Raw genomic sequence first — 22,839 nt, 5'->3', positions numbered from 1 at the left:
ACTGATGAAGAATGCAAAAGCTTTTTGATAAACAAGCAGAATTGCAAGAAAAAATAGACAATTGTGATGGATGGAATCTAGAACGTGAAATAGAGATCGCAATGCTTGCTTTACATTGTCCACCAAAAGAAGCAGATATTACAAAAATTTCCGGTGGAGAAAAAAGAAGAGTGGCTTTATGTAAATTGCTTTTAGAGAAACCTGATATGTTGTTACTTGATGAACCTACAAATCATTTGGATGCAGAATCAGTTTCTTGGCTTGAAGATTATTTAAAGCATTATGAGGGTACTGTAATAGTAATTACCCATGATCGTTATTTTTTAGATAATGTTACAGAATGGATATTAGAAATAGATCGTGGAAATTGTATACCGTGGAAATCAAATTATAGTTCTTGGCTTGAGCAGAAGCAAAAAAAATTAGCTTTAGAAAGTAAAGAAGACGATGATAGAAAAAAACAATTGAATCGTGAACTTGAATGGATTCATCAAACTCCAAAAGCTAGACAATCAAAAAATAAAGCACGTATTACAGCATATCAAGAGTTATTAAATAAACAACAAGAACAAAAAACTGATCCTACTCAAATAATTATACCTAACGGACCTCGTTTAGGGGATCTTGTTATTGAAGCAGAACATATAGCTAAAAAATTTAATAATAAAATATTATTGTCAGATTTTAGTTTTAAGGTTCCACGTGGAGCTATTGTAGGAATTATTGGACCGAATGGAGCAGGTAAGTCTACTTTGTTTAATATTATTACAGGTAAAATAATGCCAGATAGTGGTTCTATTAAAATTGGTCAAACGGTAAAATTAGGTTATGTTGATCAATCACGGGATCATTTAGATGATAATAAGACTATATGGGAAGAAATTTCAGAAGGTCTAGATGAATTACAACTTGGTAATAGAATAATTAAAAGTAGAGCTTATTGTGCAGCTTTTAATTTTAGAGGCGGTGATCAACAAAAAAAAGTTGGACAACTTTCAGGTGGAGAACGTAACAGAGTACATTTGGCAAAATTACTAAAAGAAGGAGCAAATGTTATATTATTAGATGAGCCGTCTAATGATTTAGATATTGATACGTTAAGAGTACTTGAAGATGCTATTGTAGACTTTGCAGGTTGTGTATTAGTGATTAGTCATGATAGGTGGTTTTTAGATAGAATAGCCACTCATATTATATCATATGATAAAGAAAATAATGCTACATGGTTTGAAGGAAATTATCAAGATTATCATGAATATATGCTAAGTACTAACGGGGAAAGTATTTTAAATCCAAAATATAAACATAAGAAATTAATATAAATATGTCTTTAACACAAATATTATTAATTTTGTTTGTAGGAATATTGGTAACAAAACCGCATGATATTTTTATAATTATTAAAGAATTTAAAAAAATAAAAGCGTATTTAATTAATATTAAGTCGTCTATTATAAAAAATATAGATGAACCGTTAGAAACAGAGCAGGTAAATTTTTATTTAAAAAAAATTATTAACCTAGAAGGTTATTATCATGGTAATTATGATTTAACGACAATAAAAGAAAAATATTATACGCTAATAATTAACAATGACTTAATAGAAAATGAATCAGCACCTGATATAACAGAGAAACACTAATCCGTGCCTCAATTAATTAAATCTAAGAATTATGCAAAAAGTAGTAAAACTTAACAATATCAAAATAGGAAATGATTTACCGTTTGTTCTAATTGCAGGGCCTTGTCAGATTGAAGGAAAAGATCATGCGTTGTTTATGGCAGAAAAACTTGTTAAATTAACTGGCAAGCTTGAGATTCCATTTATTTATAAATCTTCTTTTGATAAAGCTAATAGAACTTCCGTAAATGGGATTAGAGGACTTGGTATTGAGAAAGGTTTAGGAATTTTATCAAAAGTAAAATCTGAATTCGATTGCCCTATTGTTACTGATGTTCATTCAGAGAGTCAATGTACCGAAACAGCCGAAGTAGCAGATATTTTACAAATTCCGGCATTTTTATGTAGACAAACCGACTTGCTTCAAGCTGCAGCAAAAACAGGTAAAATAGTAAAAGTAAAAAAAGGACAGTTTCTAGCTCCGTGGGATATGAAAAATGTACAAACAAAACTAGAAGCTTTTGGAGTAAAGGATATATTATTTACAGAGCGAGGAGCGTGTTTTGGCTATAATAACTTGGTATCTGATATGCGTAGTCTTGCAATAATGGCAGAGTTAAATGTACCTGTAGTTTTTGATGCCACACATTCCGTTCAGCAACCGGGAGGGCTAGGAGGTAGTACCGGCGGGGAAAGAAAATATGTAGAGTTACTTGCAAAGGCAGCAACTTCTGTAGGTATCGCTGGTATGTATATGGAAGTACATCAAGACCCCGATAACGCTCCAAGCGATGGTCCATGTATGATTAAGTTGGATAATCTAGAATCCATTCTTATCAAACTAAAAAAATATGATAAAATTACCAAAGAAAAATAACTTCAAATTTTACCTTTCAAAATATATATAAATATCCCCTATTAATTCAATTTTAAAATAGAAGTGATAATTTTTACAACATAAGAAATAGAACTTTCTTATCCTCAGAATTCCACCAATTCACCTTTAAATCCTTGTTGTAAATTTACTTATTCAAAAAAATTTTTTAAGTAGTGTTAATATTTATTTATTCAACTTACGGAGCAAAAATGTTTTTATTTGGAGTAATATAAATTATTTTAGGTAAATATATATGTTTAATTGGTGGGAAGTCCCAAACAGGAACGAGGTTTAAAAAATATAAATGATTTTTTGACGGAGTATTTTTAATAATATTTTGGAACAAAAAAACACTCCAAACTTAACTGTTCTTGAAGAATGTAATATATTAATGAAATTACGTAATATTAAGGATATATTAACTCCAAACACAAGCTTCATATCTAAGTATGAATATAAAGATATTATAGCTTGGCTCTCTAATAACACTCGTTCTATATTTAATGAAACATTAGTAAAACCAAATAGCGGGCTTGCAGAGTTTATCCACGTGGCTGCTTTGGATTTTAGTCTACCCCTTTATAACGGAAGATATAAAATATATAGCAAATTATTTAAGGAATAATAAGACTATCGAGCGAGTATTTTTGGACAATTGCGGTATAAATGATAAGCAAATAAAAATTTTAGCTGAAATGTTTAGACTTAACAAAACAATAACTAAACTTTCTTTAGTAAGTAATAAAGCAATAACTAATATCGGAATAAAAACTTTATTAGAGATAAAACATAATAATCAACATAAGCTAGCAGAATTAAAAATCTCTCCTAATTTTAGTGATAATTCAGCATTTCAGCTCATGTCCGAAGTAGATATTTTAAATGAAAATTCTGTAAATGCATATTTAAAGAAAACAAAAGTTCAAAACATCGAAGATGAAATCGAAAATAAAAATTTGCAACCTCTTACAAATTTTTATGAACTGGAAAGACCGGTCATAAAGAACGGTAATAAGCTTTTAAAATGATTGCAGAAAGTCATAATGAAATTACTAAAACAGGAAATAGTATAAATAAACTAATTGCGATGATAGGGATGAACGGAATAGGTACCACTACTCTTAGTTGTTTTTTAAGCGGACAAAAATTAGAAGAAGATGAAGACCGCTCTTTATATGCGAAAGAACCGGAATATGATGAAAAAATACATCATGAATCAGACAATGGATATAAGCGTGTTAATAATTTCTTTATATCTGATGATGAAGGTGGAATTAATATTATGAATGTCCAGGGATTCATAATAAACCCATAGATACTATTCAAACAATTCTTAATTCATATATTTACTGGCAAATATTAGAATTAGCCGAAAAAGTTAAATTTTCAGTCGTAATTAGCGATAATAGTGTAAAGGGTGTTTTTGATTCTACATATAAACAATTTACTAATATTTTGAGAAACGGTAACGGTCAGTTAACTCTGGAAATTAAAGAACAATTAGAAGATGCTGTATCGTATATAATTTCTGTTGCTATAAAAATGAAAGAGAGAAAAATACTAAGATTAAGGAAGAAAAAAGTAACTCAGTAAGCTTTTGAAGAGTAAAAACTTCGATGAAGGACAAAAATTTATAATTACAGAGCTAGGAAAATCTGTAAATTTATTTAAAAAACCTAGCGGTGATACTAAATCTTTTTTAGAAACACTTGAAACCAAAGATTTTTTTATTGTTGTATCTGCTATTTCGTTATTAATTAGAACAATCGCAAATAATGAAATACAAGTAGAGCGGGAAAAAATCTTTTCTTATATCGAGGCTATTTCTCAGAGTAAAAATGAAGAAGAAAAAAACACTAATATTACTATAATAGATGAACAGAAACACGCTAACTTGGATGCATTTGCTTCTTCCACCAAAGGTAAAGGAGATGTTCTAATTAATTCCGGTTCCGATGCAAATCCTCTTATAACTGAGGAACAAAAAAATCTTATAAGTATTGCGTTGAAATTAGAGTTACAAGATATTTTGAGTAAAAAAACCTCATATGAGCCATTGATCATCGAACATGTAAAGAAACTGATAAACCTATGTGTAAGACCCTTTTCGGATACATTTAATATTAAGGACTTAAGTCAAGGTAAATGGGCTACAATAAAAGAAGTATATATAAAACCTCAAAAATCAGATGCAAATAAGATAATTTTACCGCAAGTTTTATCTAATCAAGTAAATGAAAATATTTTAACTATAGGTAAAATTATTATAAATTTTCTTCAAGTCAATAAGCATAACATAATAAGCCCGTTTATTTCTCTTGATTTACGCCAACCGTTAGATTCAGACACGTTCTCAAAAAATTATTCGTTAATTCAACCTTATTTGCCAAAAAAATATTAAATAAATCATCGGTACAAAAAACCAAAGAAACTTTTTTTCTGCTTTAAAAGAAATAGAAGAGCTTGAAGATACATATATTAAATATTCTAATGATCACCTAAATATGGTTTGTTCATTTTTAGAAACTATAAGAAAATTTTATAAGGCAGAAGATATAAAAGATAAAATTCATTTCCAAGGAATATTAGTAACTATGTATATTTCTTAAATCAGCAATGGAAGGCTTTATCTTTTTGTAAAAAACTTTATCCGTAATCGCAAGATTTGCAACCGCTGATGGGGGCAGTTGAAGAAGCAAAAAAAATCTTAATTGAAGAAAATTTATTAGATAAAGCTATATTAGATATGAAATTAAAACATTATCAGGTAACTGATAATGTAGAATCTAATAAAGAAGAAAAAAAATATTATAAAGAAGCATTAGAATGGCTTGATAAACTTACGGGACCGTAAGCTGAACATATTGTTATATCTATAAATGAAATAAAAACCAATGCTCATTATTATTTAGGTATGATCTATGAAAATAGTAAATCGGAATTAGACTGGTTTAGAGCGATAAGAGAATATATTAATGCCTTAGAAATTGATAAAGATTTTAACTTTCTCTATGGTCATGATACCATTCCGTATATTTTTAGCAATATTTGTAAAAAAATAGGTGACTTATTTTTAACACTAGGGAAATGGTATAGAAGTAAAAATGAAAACGGAAGTGCTATAAAGTTAATTCATGAAGCAATGAAAGTTTAAGTATAGCCGATATTGAGGAGAGTAGTAATATTCTTCATGAAATTTTTAGTATTTTAAAAAATAAAAGAGAAATGAAAGCACATTATATATCTTTAGAAAAAGATCTTCATATATCTGTAGCAGAATTTTTGTTTAAATTAAATTTAATGTCAAAAGCAGGACTTGAATATTTGAGAGTTGCAAGTAGAGTTGACAAAAATGAGAAAGAAAAACAAGAATTAGTATCAAAGGCTTTAAAAGCTTTTGATACGGATATGGCAAAAAATACTGCTTTTATACGTGCAATGCTTGACAAAGGCAAAATAGAGGATCTTAGTATGTTTGCCAAGGAGGCCGACAGAACAAAAATTTTAAGTGATACACAGACTATAATAAATGATTTTATTCCACTGTCGGAGCCGCAAGCCAAGGAGTGGCCAAAAGTACAACAAAATCAAAATGAGCAATTGACTAATGAACAAAAAGAAGTAAACAAACAAAATGATACGCAGCCTCAAAAACAAGAAGAAGCTTTAATTCAGCCGCAGCAAAAGCATCAACAACAACCGCCGCCAACGAAAAGTACCCCGCTTCACACTATAGAAAATATACAAAAATCGGATTACTGGTATAGTGAAGATGATATAAAAAATATATTAGAAGCAAATATAGACAAAAATAAATTCTCTATAGTTACCCACGTTGATTTAACAAGCCCTGAACAAGTAAGAGAGGCACTTAGAGAGGGAGTGCATGAGGATTTGAAGAACAAAGGTAAAGTTGTACTTATGCCGATTAATACAGGACATGGGCATTGGGTAAGTATGATGATTAGTAAAGATAATGATACAAATAAGATAATATTTACTTATAATGATCCTTTGGGCAGATCGTTAAATGATCGTCCTGACTTAGTAAAACTTATTACCGAGGTTTGCTCTGATGCAGAAATAATAGATTTAAAAACTCAACAACAAGAAGAAGGAAATACTTTAGACTGCGGAGTTTTTGTATGCGATGATTTAATAAGACAATCTCAAGGCCTTAAAATTCTCTCTACGGAGCAATGTAAAGGACAAGGACTAAATTTAAGAAAATCTCAAGCTGAAACATTAAAACAAAGTTTAATAGCTCAACAAGCCCAAGAATAACATTATTATATTAATGAAGAAGTAATGCCTCCTCTTTATGGTGATAATGACGAAGTTGAGGTAGGTGGAGCAGCTATGTAACCTAATGATCAACATTAAAGTTTGACGTTACAAGGTCATTCCTGCTTTCGCGAGAATGACCTAGGCACTCTAATAACAATGCCCACTCGCAATACTTGGATTTACACCGAGAAAGAATTACCGCAGCCGCATTTTGCTTTAGCTTGCGGATTACTAACGTTAAAATATGAACTGCCTAGCTCTTCTATAAAATCAAGAGTACAATCCAGCATAAATTTTTGAGAGATAGGATCAATGATAATTGTAGCATTATGTTTAGTAATGACATAATCATCTTGCTCTATATTATCTTTTGAGACTAGTTCGTAATTATACATAAGTCCTGAGCAACCGCCGCTATCAACCGAAACTCGCAGTACTAAATTCTTATCTTTTTCTAGCTCTACTAACTCGCAAACCCGTTCAAAAGCTCTATCCGTAATTGTTATCGTCACTTAAAATTACCTTGTAAAATCTCATAAATTGTATAGTATATCTTGATATTTTTCAAGTCGGCGTTGTTGTGTGGTTTAGAAATTGTCAAATTTGTCATACCATGGCTTTACCACGGTATCCAGCGTAAAGCGAGATAAATCGAGCTTTTAGTTTTAAAAACTTGCTGTATTTGTATTTTTTAATTACTAGATACCGTGGTAACGCCACGGTATGACAACCGGAAAACCAAAGTCACACAACAACGTCTTTCAAAATAAAGGATAACGATGCTTGCTTCATACGCTTCTGATCCTCTTAAAAGTAGGGGAAGATTATATAAGGAAATCCCGACCTCTTATAGAAACGAGTTTGAACGTGATCGTGATCGCATTATACATACTAATGCATTTAGGCGTTTGCAATATAAAACTCAAGTTTTTATTAATCACGGGGGAGATCATTACAGAAATAGGCTAACTCATTCTCTAGAGGTTTCGACTGTTGCACGTTCGGTTGCTAATACTTTAAATTTATCAAGTGATTTAGCTGAGACAATAGCACTTGCTCACGATCTTGGTCATACGCCTTTCGGTCATGCGGGAGAGAGAGCTTTAAATGAATGTATGAAAGAGTATAACGGTTTTTCTCATAATGCTCAATCTTTAAAGATACTAACATTACTTGAAAAAAGATATGCGGCTTATAATGGAGTAAATTTAACATGGGAAGTTTTAGAAGGAATCGTAAAACATAACGGCCCTATACTAGGTGAGATAAATGAATATATAGCAGAGTATAATAAGCAAAATGATTTAGAACTTAGTACTTATGCATCAGTAGAGGCTCAAATAGCAGCTCTTGCCGATGATATTAGCTATATTTCGCATGATTTGGAAGATAGTATCGGTGCTAAAATTATCGATTTTAATAGTCTCGCTGAACTTAAATATATTGATCAGCATGTTTTTGAACTCAAATCAAAATTTAAAAATATTAGTTCCTCATGTCTGATTTATGAGGTAGTACGTAAGCTAATACATGAGTTAATTACCGATTTACTATGGCAAACAAAAGAAAATTTAAATAAAGAAAAAATTACTAATATAGACAAAATACGTAACTTGAATTATCAGATAGTGGATTTTACAGAAAAAACTAATGAAAATATTAAGGAAACTAAAAAGTTTCTCCATAAGCGAGTTTATAAAAGTAATAAAATTACGGCCATCAGCCTTAAATGTACTAAAATCGTACAAGGTTTGTTTAAGGTTTATATGGATGATATTAATTTATTGCCGGTTAATTGGAAAATGCTAATAGACTCTAATGAAACATATAGTAAAGCTAGAGTTGTTGCTGATTATATAGCAGGAATGACTGACCGTTTTGCCATTCAGGAATATAATCAGCTTTGTTCGACTTCCTACATAACTTGCTTCTAAGGGTAATTTGTACATCAATCCGGTACTCGCATCCTCACGTACTAAAGTGTACGCTGCGGTGCTGCATTCCGTGTTTTCTTCAAATTCCTCCTTATTAGCAGACGTTTGCAAGAAGTCTATTCGCTGAATTTTAATAACATTTAATAATTATGAATATATTTAATCAATTGAAACAAGATATAATTGCGGCAAGTCAGCAATTATATAATAATCAAGAAATAGCAAATACTGCTACTATTGAAACACCGAAAGATAGTTTTAACGGTGATTTATCAAGTAATATTGCAATGATTATTGCAGCTAAAGAAAGTATTTCTCCTCGGGAAGTGGCTTTAAAGTTTAAAGAAGTCCTTATAACATTACCTTATATTGCAAGTATAGAAATAGCAGGACCGGGCTTTATTAATTTCACTATAAAAGCTGATAGTTGGCAGGCATCAATAAAAGATATTTTACAGTACGAAGAAAAATTTTTTGAAATTGATATAGATAAAAGCAGAAATATTAACATCGAGTATGTTTCGGCAAATCCCACCGGTCCAATGCATATAGGGCATGCTAGGGGTGCGGTATATGGTGATGTGTTAGCAAGGATTTTGCAAAAGGTAGGTTACTCCGTTATAAAAGAATATTATGTTAATGATGCAGGCTCACAAATAAATGATTTAGTTAGTACGGTATTATTACGTTATAAAGAGGCTTTAGGTGAGCAAATTACTATCCCTGCCGGGTTATATCCGGGAGAGTATTTAATTCCGCTCGGGCAAATTTTAGCGAAAGAATACGGCAAGAAATTATTAACGATGAACGATGCTGAAAAGTTCAAAATAGTCAAAAATTTTGCCATAGAAAAAATGCTTGATTTAAATAGAAAAGATTTAGCAGATTTAGGGATTAAACATGATATATTTTTCTCTGAGCAATCATTGTATGATAAAGGTGAGATAGAGAAAACAGTTAAACTATTGGAGCGTATGGGGCTAATTTATGAAGGTACGTTACCTGCCCCTAAAGGTAAAGTTCATGAGGAATGGGATAATAGAGTTCAAAAATTATTTAAATCTACTAAGTACGGTGATAGTCAAGATCGTCCTATAGAAAAAGCTGATAGAAGTTGGTCTTATTTTGCTTCCGATCTTGCATATGCTAAGGATAAAATAGAGCGGGGAGCGAATCACTTAATTTATGTACTTGGTGCCGATCATAGTGGATATGTTAAAAGAATTGAGGCAATAGTTAAGGCTCTAGGCAAAGAGCAGGTTAAAGTGGACGTTAAAATCTGTCAATTGGTTAATTTCGTTGAAAACGGTGTACCGGTTAAGATGTCAAAACGCCTTGGGAGCTTTGCTAGTGTGCAAGATGTAAATCATGAGGTGGGGAAAGATATTATAAGATTTATGATGTTAACAAGGCAAAATGATAAGCCGCTTGATTTTGATTTAGTAAAAGTGAAAGAACAATCAAGGGAAAATCCTATCTTTTACGTACAATATGCTCATGTGAGAACGATATCTATTTTATCAAAAGCTAGAGAATTAATGCCGGAATCTTATAATAGCTTTGAAGCACGTAAGTATGATTTATCTTTATTATCGTCAGAAGAAGAAATTGAGATTATAAAACTTTTAGCTGCGTGGACAAAAACATTAGAAGCATCTGCAAAATATTTTGAACCACATCGCATCGCATTTTATTTAATAAATTTAGCTTCAAAATTTCATTCTATGTGGAATTTCGGTAAAGAAAATAGCGACTATAGATTTGTAATTGAGAGCAATAAAGAATTAACTCTAGCACGTCTTGCTCTTGCAAGTGCCATACAGAAAGTTATAGCTAGCGGTCTCGAAGTGATAGGTGTAGAACCAATGAACAAAATGTAGTTAGGTTTTCATCGTCATTGCGAGGAGGTGTTGCTCGCGTGGATCGGTAAAACCCATTGTGTCACCCCGTGGCTTGACCACGGGATCCAACATAAAGCGAGATAAATCGAGCTTTTAGTTTTAAAATTTTATCTGTATTTAGATTTTTTATTACTGGACCCCGTGGTCAAGTCACGGGGTGACATCTCAAATATTTTATATATCATGATCAATAATATTTTTATTAAAATATTTCTAGTATTTTTAATATGTATATCCGCTATTTATTTTGGTTATCAATATTATCAGAATAGCAAGCCGGTGATTACTATTTATCCTGATGAGTTGCCTACAAAAATAAAACCGTCTATAATAGAAAATAACCAAATAGCAGCAGTATATAATACGATATATGAAAATCTTATTGCTAAAGATACAAATATTAAAACCGTAAAATTGCTTCCTGATCCTGAGAAACCTATGAATATAGATTCTCGTAACCAAAGTCAAAGCGATGAATCTTTTGATGAAATATCCAACCTTATTGCATTAATAGAGCCAAGTAATAACGCAAATGAAACTGATTTAAATATCATAAAGCTTGAAAAAGGAAGTAAGGATAAGGTTAGTAATGCTAAAAATTGTAAAAATAATGAAAGTTATAAAGTACAACTAGGTTCGGTAAAATCTGAAGCAGAAGCAATGCAAGAAGGGGAAAGAATAAAAAAGAAATTCCCAAAAATTCTTAAAAATGTTGTTATCACAACCAAAAAAGTTAAATATGAGGACGGCAAATTTTTCTATTTAATCTTAGCCGGTGATTATGGTAGTCTTAGTCAAGCCAAAGGGGTTTGTAAGAAACTAGCTTATAACAAACAGAGTTGTGTATTAAAGTGATATTTTAGTGTCATACCGTGGCTTGTCCACGGTATCCAGAAAAACAATAAAAAATACTAATGATATTAGTATTTTTACTAGATCCCACGATCAAGTCGCGGGATGACAGTGGTGAAATTGATCCATGCAACAACGATTACTTGCAATGACAATGACAATAAATAAAAAGCCCTTCAACATCAACAAATATTAAATAACTTATGAAAGAAGCTAAAATAGAAAATATTGACTTTGGTAATGCATTATCGGAGCGTTATCTTGCTTATGCGTTGTCAACGATTATGTCACGTTCGCTTCCTGACGTACGTGACGGACTCAAGCCTGTACATCGTAGGTTATTATACGCAATGCTACAGCTAAGGCTTGAGCCGAATTCCGGTTATAAGAAATGTGCAAGGGTGGTTGGTGACGTGATCGGTAAATATCACCCGCACGGTGATGTAGCAGTGTATGATACTTTGGTACGCCTTGCTCAGCACTTTTCATTACGTTATCCTTTAATTGACGGGCAGGGCAATTTCGGCTCTATCGACGGTGATAATGCAGCGGCTATGCGTTATACCGAATCACGTATGACGGAAATATGTACTTTATTAATGATAGACATCGATAAAGATACGGTAAATTTCCGCCCTACTTATGATGATTCCGATTTAGAACCGGTAATAATGCCGGCAAGTTTTCCGAATTTACTAGCTAATGGTTCTGAAGGGATAGCAGTCGGTATGGCAACCAATATACCGCCGCATAATTTACATGAGTTATGCGATGCTTTGGTGCATTTAATCGACCACCCGAAAGCTGAAATTAACGATATAATGAATTTCATTAAAGGTCCTGATTTTCCAACCGGCGGCATAATTATTGATAAAGCTGAAGTTATTAATGTTGCATATACTACTGGACGTGGTAGTCTTAGAGTAAGAAGCAGATGGGAAAAAGAGGAGCTAAGTTACGGTACATATCAGATAGTCGTAACCGAGATACCTTATCAGGTTCAGAAATCAAAACTTATAGAACAAATAGCGATATTACTAAAGGATAAAAAAATCCCGCTTGTTAGCAATATTAGAGATGAATCAACCGATATTATTAGATTAATTATCGAGCCTAGAGATCGTAGTTGTGATCCACAAATAGTTATGGAATCTCTATTCAAGCTAACGAATTTAGAAAGTCGCATTCAGTTAAATATGAATGTGATCGGCAGTAATAACGTGCCGAGAGTAATGAATATTTTAGAGGTTTTACAAGAGTTTTTAGCTCACAGACAAAATATTGTTACTCGGAGGTCAACTTATCTTTTAAACAAAATCAAACATCGTTTAGAAATTCTAGAAGGTCTGAGAATAGCTTATCTAAATCTTGATGAGATAATTAAAATCATTCGTGAAGAAGATGAACCGAAAGCAATAATGATGGAGCGGTTCAAGCTAACCGAAATACAGGTAGAAGCGATATTAAATACCCGTCTTCGTTCACTTCGTAAACTTGAAGAGCAGGAAATTATTAATGAGCATGGTAATTTGCAGAAGCAGCAAGCTATATTAGAAGAGATTTTAAATAATCCAAAAGAATTATGGAAAGTAGTAAAAAAGGAAATAAAAGCAGTACAAACAAAATTCGGATTAAATACGGTAATAGGAGCTAGACGTACAAGTTTTGAAGAAGTAACGCTTACGAATCAAGTAGTTGATATAACGGCGTTTATTACTAAAGAACCGATTACTATTATTTGTTCAAAAATGGGGTGGGTGCGTTCGTTAAAAGGTCATAACACCGATTTATCGACTATCAAATATAAAGAAGGTGATGCAGAAAAATTTATTTTAGAAGCTTACACGACTGATAAAATATTAATAGTTAGTTCAGAAGGCAGGTTTTTTACTTTGCTTGCCGATAATATTTCCAAAGGTAAAGGAACAGGAGAATCTATAAAGCTACTTGTGGATATAGGCAATAACGATATTACAAATATTTTAGTCTATAAACCTGATCAGCTTTTATTACTCGCAAGTAGTGTAGGTAAGGGATTTTTAGTTAATTCAAACGAAGTAATGGCTCAAACAAAAACAGGAAAGCAAATTATGAATGTACCGGATGGTCATGCATGTATAGCTTGTTTACCTGTAAACGGGGATAGTATTGCTTGTACCGGTGAAAGTCGTAAATTACTGGTATTTAATATAGATGAAATACCTGAAATGAAAAAAGGACAAGGTGTAACGCTGCAAAAATTTAAGAATGCAAAGCTTCTAGATATTAAAATATTCAATAAAGAAGACGGCTTAGGTTGGAATAACAATGGAAAAGTCAAACTTGAGAAAAACATTGTTGCATTTTTAGGAAAAAGAGGTAGTACCGGTAAATTACCTCCTATGGGCTTCCCAAAAAATAATAGATTTTCATCATAATTATAATAAAGATTGAGTGTATACAAAAAAATAGCATATTTTATATGGTTTGATACAAGCAAATTATTTATAAATTCGCTTGTACCGTTCTATTATTAAAAGTTTTTATAGGCTTTTAAATTCATCTTACCTATTTAAATTAATAGATGTTACTATCTCCTACTCCTATAACATCAACCTGATCATCATGATGACCTTCCTCTAACTGATAATATGTAAAATCTTCATTATTATTACCGAAAAGGTTATAAACACCAGTTAATAACTTATTACTATCTTTGAAAAATTGAATTATAGAACAAGTCTCTCTAATTGTATCTATTAAAGGTTTTCCGATAGCGGTAGCAGCAGCCATAAGTGCTGGTACCTTTTATTGCATCAAATTTGCTTATAACGTGGTTGGAGCTTGAAATTTTTTTTAAGGTAAAACCTATACTCATTAAATGAGGGATTGCAGTAATATATTTATCTATAATGTTACTTGTTTCCATCATGTTTTTAAATACATTTAATATAGGAGAGAAAAGATTTTCATTGTCCTCTGATGCTGGTTTTTCGATGTTGTGAGTTACATCTATCTTTAGAGAAGTATCCTTTTTCATATTAAAAAACTTCAATGCTGCCTCAAAATCCCCGCCTTTTGTATAGACTTTCTGAATATTTAAAGCATGTAATATTATAAATATTTTTTTAAGTTGGAACTATAATTTAGAAGCGGTTGCATATCTTGTAACTGCTTTTAATCCATTTACAAAGGAATATCCTGAGCTTGTAAATTGAGCATGATTCATAGTGTTACTCCTGTTTTAAAATAATAAAAATCATATATCATAGGATTACCATATATTATGGTTTGGTTGCATCACAATATATGGTAATTAAAGAAAGTCAATATCTAAAAATAAAAAAGTAAATGAAGTACAAAGCTAAGTATAATTTGACAAGAATTAGAGAGCTGTAAGCTAATAGAATGGCTTAAAGATTTAACAGAAGACAAGACTATTGCAACGATGGAACTATAAAATTTATTGATAGTTTAATTAAAAAAATGGAATAATCAAGGCATAAGATTGCTCTAAGCCTTGATTATAATAATAATTAATTTGTAAATAATTAAAACTTAAGTTTTGTACCTATAAGAGCAACAGTACCTCGTGTTGTTTTACTAGGTGCTTCAGGGTAATATACAGGTTTACCTTTAGCTTGGAAATGAGAAATTTCAGCATATGGTAATAAACCAGGCATGATCTTATATTCAGTAGCGAGGCTTACAGCATCAACGGTGTTTTTATATTTTGAAGTTTTAAGATATTCAAGACTTGTTTTTATAGGTCCTTGTCCATAAGCAACTGCTCCATTGTAATAATAGGTATCACGACCGACTTTATAATATTCCTTAGCGGTTAAGCTTTTACCTAAATTACCGTAAGAAGCCCCACAAGAGAAATTACCGTAAGTAAATACAGCTCCAAGATTATATGCTTTTAAATTAGAAAGCTTATAAGTATTAAGCACTTGGATTGTAGTTCTTTCTCTTTTAGCATGAATAAGACGACGAGCAGGTTTACCGTATTCTCCGGTAACGGATAATTTTAAGTCTGCATCTTCACTAATTTCATGTTCATAAGTTAAGCCGGCAGAAAAAGCATCTCGAATATTCTGATTTATAGTCATAGTTTCGCCGTTTCCTAAGGTAACCGTTTTTATTCCAGTTTTAGAAACACTAATCCCGTTTCTTCCTGAACTTTCAAGCGTTAAATTATTTATATCTTTATTACCGCCTGTATTAGCAGTGTCCGGAGTATAAGAGATACCAGCTTGGAAGCCTTTCATTTTAGGCGTGAAAAAGTTGAGTCTTCTAGCTTTTTCAGTTTTTTCATTGATTTGATCAAAAGAGTTCGAGTATGATTCAAGATAAAAGCTAGCACTAGTATCAAAATCCGGTTTTAAACCGTTATATCTCATATACTGATCGTCAAGTAGAGCATATCTACACCATCCTCCGGTACCTGCGGTTACTTGAGAGCCGGCAACACGCAACTTAGCACTTGCATCGACAGGAGAGCCTAATTCTACTTTACCGTAACTAGTTTCAATAAAGATATGTGATCCGTTATAACTTGCAGAGGTTTTTGCTCTTGTAGTAGGCTGAAGCACTATTTTAGCACCTGCTATTACATCATTGATAGTTTTAGCAATAGTTGCCGCAAACGCTGCTTCCGTGTAAAACCCTAGCTTTTTCCTGTTATCAGTTACATTTTTATCAAATAAAATTAAATGATCCTGTTTAATATAACCGCTTTCAAATAAATAGAATCCTTCTAATTTTATTTCAGTATCAGAATTAGAAATAACAGGTGTTGGATTTTCTTCGGCAAGACCAGCCGATGCAAGGCAAATAATACTTGCAGCTAATAATAATTTTTTCACTTTAATAAAGCCCCTATAAACTTAAATAATAAAATTTACTAATACAAAATAAATTTTTAGTATTAATAAATATAAATCAACTATGTTAAAATATAATAATACTTTTCAGAATTGACAATAAAAAACTATTTTAATTTGTAATAATTTAAAGTATATAATGTTGTATTATTATCACTATCATTATTCAAGTAGTCTCAGACTTATAGTTTTAAAGAAAAATTTTGTATTGTAAATAATTATGAGTTATAATTATTAGTTTATTAATAAATTAAGTTTTGATTATGGCTATAATGTCAGATAAGTGGATAAAAGAAGCTGTTATAAATCAAAGTATGATAAGGCCCTTTGTGGAAAAGCAGGTAAGAGTTCATAATAAAGAAAAGATTATTTCTTACGGCTTATCTTCTTACGGCTATGATGCTAGAGTATCTAATGAATTTAAAATATTCACCAATATAAATTCTACTACGGTTGATCCAAAAAATTTCAGTGAATATAATTTAGTTGATAGAGAGGTAGATGTGTGTATTATTCCACCTAATAGTTTTGCCCTTGGCAGAACTATAGAATATTTTAAAATACCGCGTGATGTATTAGTTATTTGTGTCGGCAAGTCCACTTATGCAAGATGCGGTATAATAGTAAATGTGACTCCGTTAGAACCGGAGTGGGAAGGACATGTAACTTTAGAGTTTTCTAATACTACTCCATTACCTGCTAAAATATATGCAAATGAAGGAGCTTGTCAGTTTTTATTTTTAAAAAGTGATCAATTTTGTGATACTTCATATGCCGATCGACAAGGAAAATATATGAAACAAGTAGGCGTAACTTTACCGTTAACATAACTTTTTTATGTAAGAGCCTGTTCGCGATCTTAATTTTAAAGCTAATTAAAATCTTTTTAGCTGCAAATTATAAGATTTTTTGAAATAAGAATACTATTCCTACAAAATCTTATTAATTTTCGCTTAAAAACCTGTTTAATTATCAATCAAAATAAAATCGCGAACAGGCTCTAAAAAATTATATTAAATTTTTTAATAAGGATTTTTATGAGTACAATAAACACCGATACTAATGAGGCAATGCCACATATTTCCGTTAATGCACAATATATAAAAGATTTATCTCTTGAGAATCCTTCTGCCCCGTCTTCTCTTGCGGCTTTGGATCAACGCCCTCAAATTGATTTATCTCTAGATATAAATATTACTAATTTATCGGAAGAAAATTTCTATGAAGTAGAGTTAAATATCGAAGCAATTGCAAGAAATGAGAAATATAAATTATTTCAGATAGAATTAAAATATGCCGGAGTATTTAATTTAATTAATATTGATTCTGAACAACATCCGATTTTATTATCCGTTCATTGTCCGGCAATGATATTTCCATTTGCTAGAAAAATTATAGCTAGCTGTACTCAAGATACAGGATTCCAGCCTTTAATGATTGATCCTATAGATTTTGGTGCCTTATATCATAAGAAAATGTCGGAGCATCAAAACTAAGAAAATCATTTAATTATTTAATAAATTTCGTTTTAAATGCCATGGTTTTTAAATCACAGATAGAGCTTAATAGTAAAAATTTTATCAATTTGATTAAATATTCTTTACTTATGTTATTAATAAATGTATAAAGCACTAGATAAAAAATTATAATTTAGTTAACAATAATTAACTGTAATTAAATTATAGCACAATATAAAAATTGAATTTTATGGAGAAAAATAATGAGAGTTTTGTTAATTGAAGACGAGCCGGAAATGGCTAACTTAATTGAGCTAACTTTAGCTTCAGAAGGGATAGTTTGCGATAAAGCTTCAGTTGGTGTGGAAGGTTTAAGACTTGGTAAAGTCAGTGGTTATGATCTAGTGATTTTAGACCTTATGTTACCGGATATTAATGGTTTTGAGATATTACTAAGATTGCGTGCTGCCAAAATAAAAACTCCAATCTTAATTTTATCTAGCTTAACGGATACCGATCAAAAAATTACCGGTTTCTCTTCCGGAGCCGATGATTATCTAACCAAACCGTTTGTAAGAGAGGAATTAATTGCTAGAATTAAAGCTATAGTTAGACGTTCTAAAGGGCATGCAGCATCAGTATTTAGGTTTGATAAGGTTAGCGTAAACCTAGATACTAGAAGTGTAGAAGTTGACGGCAAAAAAGTACATTTGACGAACAAAGAATATGCTATTTTAGAGCTATTAATACTCCGAAGAGGAACTATCTTAACTAAAGAAATGTTCTTAAATCACTTATATAGTAGTGTTGACGAACCGGAAATGAAAATTATTGACGTATTTATTTGTAAACTTCGTAAAAAGTTAAGTGATGCTGCCGGCGGTAGAGATTATATCGACACAGTATGGGGACGCGGTTATATGCTAAAAGAATATGATGAATTACAACAAAAAGAAATTTTAACACAAGGAGCATAATTAATGCCTTTATCGACTTCTTTACTTGGTAAAAAAAGTACTTATAAAGATAGTTATGATGCGACTTTATTATTTAAAATTCCACGTATAAATAATCGAAACGAACTTGGAATAAATAGTAATAATCTTCCGTTTTACGGGATAGATGTTTGGAATACATATGAACTATCTTGCCTTAATAAGAACGGTAAGCCATGGGTTGGAGTAGGCACTTTTTATATACCGACGGATTCTGAAAATATAGTAGAATCAAAATCATTTAAATTATATCTAAATTCTTTTAATAACTTTGTTGTTGAATCAGTAGAAGAACTAGAAAGAATTATCTTGCAGGATCTAAGTAATGTTACACACGCTAAAGTAACAGGACGTATATTTCCTATAAATACAAAAATAGAATTTGGTATTCCAAGCGGTAAAAATATCGATGATTTAGATATAGTATGCAATAATTACGGTCCACCCGATAATAGTTTAATTGAGTATGAAGATGTTTTAGTAGAAGAAGAGATTAATTCTAATTTACTAAAATCAAATTGCTTAGTAACCGGTCAACCAGATTGGGGTACAATCGTTATAAAATATAAAGGAAAAAAGTTAAAACATGATTCTTTCCTGAAATATCTAATATCTTTTAGAAATTGTAATGAGTTTGCAGAGCAGTGTGCCGAGCGTATTTTTACAGACATTAAAAACGCTATAAATCCTGATTTTCTTTCTATTTATATAGTATATACTAGGCGTGGAGGAATTGATATTTGTCCCTATCGTTCTACCGATAAAAGTTATACTTTACCTAGCGATAAACGGCTTATTAGGCAATAATCACTTTTCTAATCCATAAAAAAATCCGTTTGCGAGAAAGGCATTGTCCGTGTGGATTGAAAAACGCATCTGTTGTCATTCCGTGGCTTGACACAGTGGATTTTACCGGTCATCCAGCAATGTTCCGACTATACAGGAATGACATAAACGAGCTATGCAATAACGCTGATTAAGGCGGATAACAATCAAAAAATAATTCACGTAAGCAAGCTTTTCGCAGGATAGAAGTTAGTATAATTTTATGATTCTTTTGTAGGATTTTGTGGAGGCTTTAGGCGTTCTACTATTTTATTCAGGTCTATTTGACTACAGATCCCCAGTAACACGGGATCACGAGGACGAATAGAATTCATATTCCAATGGCTACGGGTTCTAATAGCATCTATAGTAGTTTTAGTAGTACCTATTAATTTAATTATTTGATGGTCTTGGATGTTCAGATAATTAGACAATAACCAATATATAGCATCCGGTTTATCTTGACGTCTTGCTATAGGAGTGTATTTAGCACGCTGTTTTTTCTGATTTTTCATCAATTCATCAGCAAGGCTATATGAAATTTGTAAATTAGCATTAGGATCTTTACTGCAACGCTCAATTTCCTCTAAAGTTAACTGACCGTTTACAATTGGATTTAAACCTTTTATAGATTGTGCTACTTCATCGTCAGCCATACCTTTTATTTCAAATTCATGAATACCGCAAAAATCGGCAATTTGTTTAAAAGTTAAAGAAGTATTTTCAATTAACCACATAGCCGTGGCTTTTGGCAGAAGCGGTAATGTTTTTTGCGAATTCATGATAATTGTTTTTTGGCTTAATTTAAGAAATTATAACAAATAGAGTTATTTAAGTCAATCTTCATTTAGAAGCTTAACTATCTCCTCAACTACTTTCTTAGCATCGCCGAATAACATAAAAGTATTATCGTGATAAAATAGCTCATTTTCTATACCTGCATATCCTGATGCCATAGAGCGTTTAATAAACAAAATCGTACGTGCTTTTTCGACATCGAGTACCGGCATACCGTAAATTGGACTATTCGGATCATTTTTAGCAGCAGGATTAGTTACGTCATTTGCCCCAATCACAAGCACTACATCAGTGGTAGCGAAATCTCTATTAATTTCTTCAAGCTCAAGTACTTTCTCATAATCTATATTAGCTTCTGCAAGTAAAACATTCATATGTCCAGGCATTCTACCGGCTACCGGATGTACGGCAAAACGTACATTAATATCTGAACGTTCTAATATATCAACCATCTCTTTTATTATATGCTGAGACTGGGCTACTGCCATACCGTAACCAGGGACAATTATCACCGACGATGCATTAAGTAGTAAATGTGCCGCATCTTCAGGGCAGCTTGTTTTTGCTATTTTATCGTCGTCTATATCCTTGTTAATTCCAGTAGGTGCAGGCAAAAACGCCCCAAAAATAACCTTAATTAATGAGCGATTCATCGCTTTGCACATTATATAGCTAAGTATAGCTCCGCTACTACCGACCAATGCCCCGGTAATAATAAGTAGGCTATTACTAAGCGTAAAGCCAATACCTGCTGCTGCAAAGCCTGAATATGAGTTTAGCATCGATACTATAACCGGCATATCTGCACCGCCTACCGGTATTATTAGTAATACTCCGATTAACAGCGATAAAAAAACTATTAGATTAAATAAAAATATATTTTCTGAACGAATAAATAATATAATCAGAAGAACTAATATTATTGCTGTTAATAGGCATATATATTGCTGACCGTAGAATTTTAGTGGGCTACTTTTCATTAAGCCTTGTAGTTTTAGGAAAGCTATTACCGAGCCGCTAAAAGTTAATGCTCCTATAGAAACTCCAAGCGATATTTCTATTAGCGAATTAATAGGTAAACTTCCTGCTATTCCTATAGAAAAATTTTCAGGAGCAAGTATCATAGCGTAAGCTACAAATACCGCAGCAAGACCAACGAAAGAGTGAAATCCAGCAACTAATTGAGGCATTGCCGTCATGGAGATTTTAAGTGCAATAATCCCTCCGATTATACCGCCTAATAATATAGTTGTTATAATGGGTAATTTATGAGTAAAATCCGGTAGGAAAAAAGTAATGCCGACTGCTATCGCCATCCCCAAAATACCTATGGTACTGCCTAAACGTGCTTGCTTTTGTGAGGATAAGAATTTGAGTGATAGAATAAAGCAAACAGCCGCAACTAAGTATAATAACTGGATAATTTGTAGGGACATAGGTGAATTTATTTAATAATTTGGAAACGTCATTGCGAGGAGGTTAGCCTGCGTGGCAATCTCATGAAATAATAACAAACTCCTGAGATTGCTTCGTCAATTACTTCGTAATTTCCTCGCAATGACGGCTCAGTTATCCATACAACAATGTCTCTTCGCAATGACGAGAGATTTTTAAAAAGTAAATCCTATACCTACGGAAACTATTAAAGGATTAAGTTTAACTTTAGAGATCACGGTTTTATTACCTACTAAATTCGGTTTATACTCAAGTTTAGGATTTAAGAAAAATTGTCTTACGTCAATATTGATTAAAGTATCATCTTTAGCATAAAAATCTACACCTATTTGTCCTACGGCACCGTGTCCGTTTCTAATTTTAAGACCGGTAGCTTGTGTAAGCATATAAGAACCGTGATAACCTATACCTATATATGGTCTTATTCCACCGTAAGGAGCTATATGAAATTGTCCGGTAACTGTTGCAGGAATCATATAAATAGGTTTGTTTTTTCCTATTTTGACATTATCCACGCCATAATTATGAGCAACGGCTGCAAGGGATGTATATTTAGTGTGTAAAACATTAAAGCCAAGCGATAATTCAGTAGCTAAATAATTATTAAAGAATATAGTAGTGGACGTATCACCTCCATAACCGTTTTTTGCAATTTCTCCTACTGAAACAGGTTGAGGAGAGGTAGGAGTAGGTAATCCTTTTTGCTTAGTACTTGAAAAAACACCACCTAGACGCATCTTGAAAACTAAACTTCCTTCATTTTCGTAATACGGTGTACTATCATAGTCAGGAGCAGAATCTACATCATCATACATGCTTTTAGCAAAACTATTAATACTTATGCTGGACACAAACAAAATTATCCCTAATTTTTTCACTATTCTTAACATATAATTATAACCTTTACTTGCTTAAAATTGATTACCGTATTATTATATAAAGTTTTTGTTTATATATTTATACCATTGTCAT

23 protein-coding genes and 2 pseudogenes are annotated in these 22,839 nt (G+C 31.9%); 18 read left to right on the top strand and 7 right to left on the bottom strand.

Annotated features, from left to right (window positions below):
• Positions 1-11 precede the first annotated feature (11 nt).
• From ettA to D6968_RS06160, 10 genes and pseudogenes are all read left to right on the top strand, one after another.
• Positions 12-1,322: pseudogene (gene ettA, locus D6968_RS04940) on the top strand (energy-dependent translational throttle protein EttA); the annotation flags it as partial.
• A 2-nt stretch (positions 1,323-1,324) separates the two neighbouring features.
• The gene (locus D6968_RS04935) at positions 1,325-1,642 is read left to right on the top strand and encodes a DUF2672 domain-containing protein (RefSeq protein ID WP_008579523.1); all 318 of its coding nucleotides are present in this window, start codon (positions 1,325-1,327) and stop codon (positions 1,640-1,642) included.
• Positions 1,643-1,673: 31 nt separating this feature from the next.
• Positions 1,674-2,498: a 3-deoxy-8-phosphooctulonate synthase gene (gene kdsA / locus D6968_RS04930; protein WP_121543821.1), complete on the top strand. Its 825-nt coding sequence runs from the start codon at positions 1,674-1,676 to the stop codon at positions 2,496-2,498.
• 337 nt (positions 2,499-2,835) lie between these two features.
• Entirely contained in the window at positions 2,836-3,123 is a 288-nt protein-coding gene (locus tag D6968_RS05385) for a hypothetical protein (protein ID WP_245969339.1), read from the top strand.
• A gap of 22 nt (positions 3,124-3,145) precedes the next feature.
• Positions 3,146-3,526, top strand: coding sequence for a leucine-rich repeat domain-containing protein (locus D6968_RS04920; protein WP_177717351.1), 381 nt, complete (start codon positions 3,146-3,148; stop codon positions 3,524-3,526).
• Positions 3,523-3,813, top strand: a complete 291-nt coding sequence (locus D6968_RS04915) for a hypothetical protein (protein ID WP_121543817.1) — start codon at positions 3,523-3,525, stop codon at positions 3,811-3,813. Before D6968_RS04920 ends, D6968_RS04915 begins: the two co-directional genes overlap by 4 nt.
• 282 nt (positions 3,814-4,095) lie before the next feature.
• Entirely contained in the window at positions 4,096-4,899 is an 804-nt protein-coding gene (locus D6968_RS06165; RefSeq protein ID WP_245969338.1) for a hypothetical protein, read from the top strand.
• Positions 4,900-5,175: 276 nt separating this feature from the next.
• Positions 5,176-5,352 carry a hypothetical protein gene (locus tag D6968_RS05380; protein WP_177717320.1) on the top strand — a complete coding sequence of 59 codons (177 nt, stop codon included), beginning with the start codon at positions 5,176-5,178 and terminating at the stop codon, positions 5,350-5,352.
• Positions 5,353-5,412: 60 nt separating this feature from the next.
• Positions 5,413-5,652, top strand: coding sequence for a hypothetical protein (locus tag D6968_RS04905; protein WP_121543815.1), 240 nt, complete (start codon positions 5,413-5,415; stop codon positions 5,650-5,652).
• Positions 5,653-5,723: 71 nt separating this feature from the next.
• Positions 5,724-6,782, top strand: a complete 1,059-nt coding sequence (locus D6968_RS06160; protein WP_245969337.1) for a Ulp1 family isopeptidase — start codon at positions 5,724-5,726, stop codon at positions 6,780-6,782.
• Between the two features lie 182 nt (positions 6,783-6,964).
• On the opposite strand, the gene D6968_RS04890 is transcribed toward D6968_RS06160, so the two are convergent.
• A complete protein-coding gene (locus tag D6968_RS04890) occupies positions 6,965-7,297 on the bottom strand; it encodes an iron-sulfur cluster assembly accessory protein (protein WP_008579535.1) in 333 nt (110 codons plus the stop codon).
• Between the two features lie 267 nt (positions 7,298-7,564).
• Between D6968_RS04890 and D6968_RS04880 the strand changes: the two genes are divergently transcribed.
• Positions 7,565-8,719 carry a deoxyguanosinetriphosphate triphosphohydrolase gene (locus D6968_RS04880; protein ID WP_121543813.1) on the top strand — a complete coding sequence of 385 codons (1,155 nt, stop codon included), beginning with the start codon at positions 7,565-7,567 and terminating at the stop codon, positions 8,717-8,719.
• On the opposite strand, the pseudogene D6968_RS06700 reads toward D6968_RS04880, so the two are convergent.
• Positions 8,654-8,845: pseudogene (locus D6968_RS06700) on the bottom strand (palindromic element RPE1 domain-containing protein); the annotation flags it as partial. The gene D6968_RS04880 and the pseudogene D6968_RS06700 sit on opposite strands and share 66 nt — an antisense overlap.
• Before the next feature lie 23 nt (positions 8,846-8,868).
• Between D6968_RS06700 and argS the strand changes: the two are divergent.
• The 3 genes from argS to parC all read left to right on the top strand — a co-directional run bounded on the left by argS (position 8,869) and on the right by parC (position 13,889).
• Entirely contained in the window at positions 8,869-10,599 is a 1,731-nt protein-coding gene (gene argS, locus D6968_RS04870) for an arginine--tRNA ligase (RefSeq protein ID WP_121543811.1), read from the top strand.
• Positions 10,600-10,803: 204 nt separating this feature from the next.
• Complete coding sequence (locus tag D6968_RS04860) at positions 10,804-11,475, top strand: SPOR domain-containing protein (RefSeq protein ID WP_121543807.1); 672 nt, start codon at positions 10,804-10,806, stop codon at positions 11,473-11,475.
• A gap of 200 nt (positions 11,476-11,675) precedes the next feature.
• Positions 11,676-13,889: a DNA topoisomerase IV subunit A gene (gene parC / locus D6968_RS04850; protein ID WP_121543805.1), complete on the top strand. Its 2,214-nt coding sequence runs from the start codon at positions 11,676-11,678 to the stop codon at positions 13,887-13,889.
• Positions 13,890-14,028: 139 nt separating this feature from the next.
• Here the strand turns inward: parC and D6968_RS06155 are convergent, their stop codons facing one another.
• Both D6968_RS06155 and D6968_RS04840 read right to left on the bottom strand, forming a co-directional pair.
• The gene (locus D6968_RS06155) at positions 14,029-14,244 is read right to left on the bottom strand and encodes a hypothetical protein (RefSeq protein WP_245969336.1); all 216 of its coding nucleotides are present in this window, start codon (positions 14,242-14,244) and stop codon (positions 14,029-14,031) included.
• Between the two features lie 758 nt (positions 14,245-15,002).
• Positions 15,003-16,319 carry a porin gene (locus D6968_RS04840; protein WP_121543803.1) on the bottom strand — a complete coding sequence of 439 codons (1,317 nt, stop codon included), beginning with the start codon at positions 16,317-16,319 and terminating at the stop codon, positions 15,003-15,005.
• Positions 16,320-16,600: 281 nt separating this feature from the next.
• Here D6968_RS04840 and dcd point away from each other — a divergent pair, with 281 nt between their 5' ends.
• The 4 genes from dcd to queF all read left to right on the top strand — a co-directional run bounded on the left by dcd (position 16,601) and on the right by queF (position 19,596).
• Complete coding sequence (gene dcd, locus D6968_RS04835) at positions 16,601-17,167, top strand: dCTP deaminase (protein WP_121543801.1); 567 nt, start codon at positions 16,601-16,603, stop codon at positions 17,165-17,167.
• Between the two features lie 207 nt (positions 17,168-17,374).
• Positions 17,375-17,833 carry a protein-export chaperone SecB gene (secB, locus tag D6968_RS04830; RefSeq protein ID WP_121543799.1) on the top strand — a complete coding sequence of 153 codons (459 nt, stop codon included), beginning with the start codon at positions 17,375-17,377 and terminating at the stop codon, positions 17,831-17,833.
• A 224-nt stretch (positions 17,834-18,057) separates the two neighbouring features.
• The gene (gene ctrA / locus D6968_RS04825) at positions 18,058-18,771 is read left to right on the top strand and encodes a response regulator transcription factor CtrA (protein ID WP_121543797.1); all 714 of its coding nucleotides are present in this window, start codon (positions 18,058-18,060) and stop codon (positions 18,769-18,771) included.
• 3 nt (positions 18,772-18,774) lie between these two features.
• Positions 18,775-19,596 carry an NADPH-dependent 7-cyano-7-deazaguanine reductase QueF gene (gene queF / locus D6968_RS04820; protein ID WP_121543795.1) on the top strand — a complete coding sequence of 274 codons (822 nt, stop codon included), beginning with the start codon at positions 18,775-18,777 and terminating at the stop codon, positions 19,594-19,596.
• A gap of 239 nt (positions 19,597-19,835) precedes the next feature.
• On the opposite strand, the gene D6968_RS04815 is transcribed toward queF, so the two are convergent.
• From D6968_RS04815 to D6968_RS04800, 3 genes are all read right to left on the bottom strand, one after another.
• Positions 19,836-20,396 (bottom strand): cell cycle transcriptional regulator TrcR, encoded by a 561-nt coding sequence (locus D6968_RS04815; RefSeq protein ID WP_121543793.1) that lies wholly within the window; start codon positions 20,394-20,396, stop codon positions 19,836-19,838.
• Between the two features lie 54 nt (positions 20,397-20,450).
• Positions 20,451-21,848, bottom strand: coding sequence for an NAD(P)(+) transhydrogenase (Re/Si-specific) subunit beta (locus tag D6968_RS04810; RefSeq protein WP_121543791.1), 1,398 nt, complete (start codon positions 21,846-21,848; stop codon positions 20,451-20,453).
• 174 nt (positions 21,849-22,022) lie between these two features.
• On the bottom strand, positions 22,023-22,757 hold the full coding sequence (locus D6968_RS04800; RefSeq protein WP_121543789.1) for an OmpW family outer membrane protein: 735 nt from the start codon (positions 22,755-22,757) through the stop codon (positions 22,023-22,025).
• Positions 22,758-22,839 lie beyond the last annotated feature (82 nt).

Origin of the sequence: Candidatus Rickettsia colombianensi (assembly GCF_003664375.1) — a bacterium.
In the GTDB taxonomy this organism is placed as follows: Bacteria; Pseudomonadota; Alphaproteobacteria; order Rickettsiales; family Rickettsiaceae; genus Rickettsia; species Rickettsia tamurae.
The sequence above is the reverse complement of the archived record's forward strand: the minus strand, read 5'-3'. Positions and strand labels throughout refer to the sequence as shown.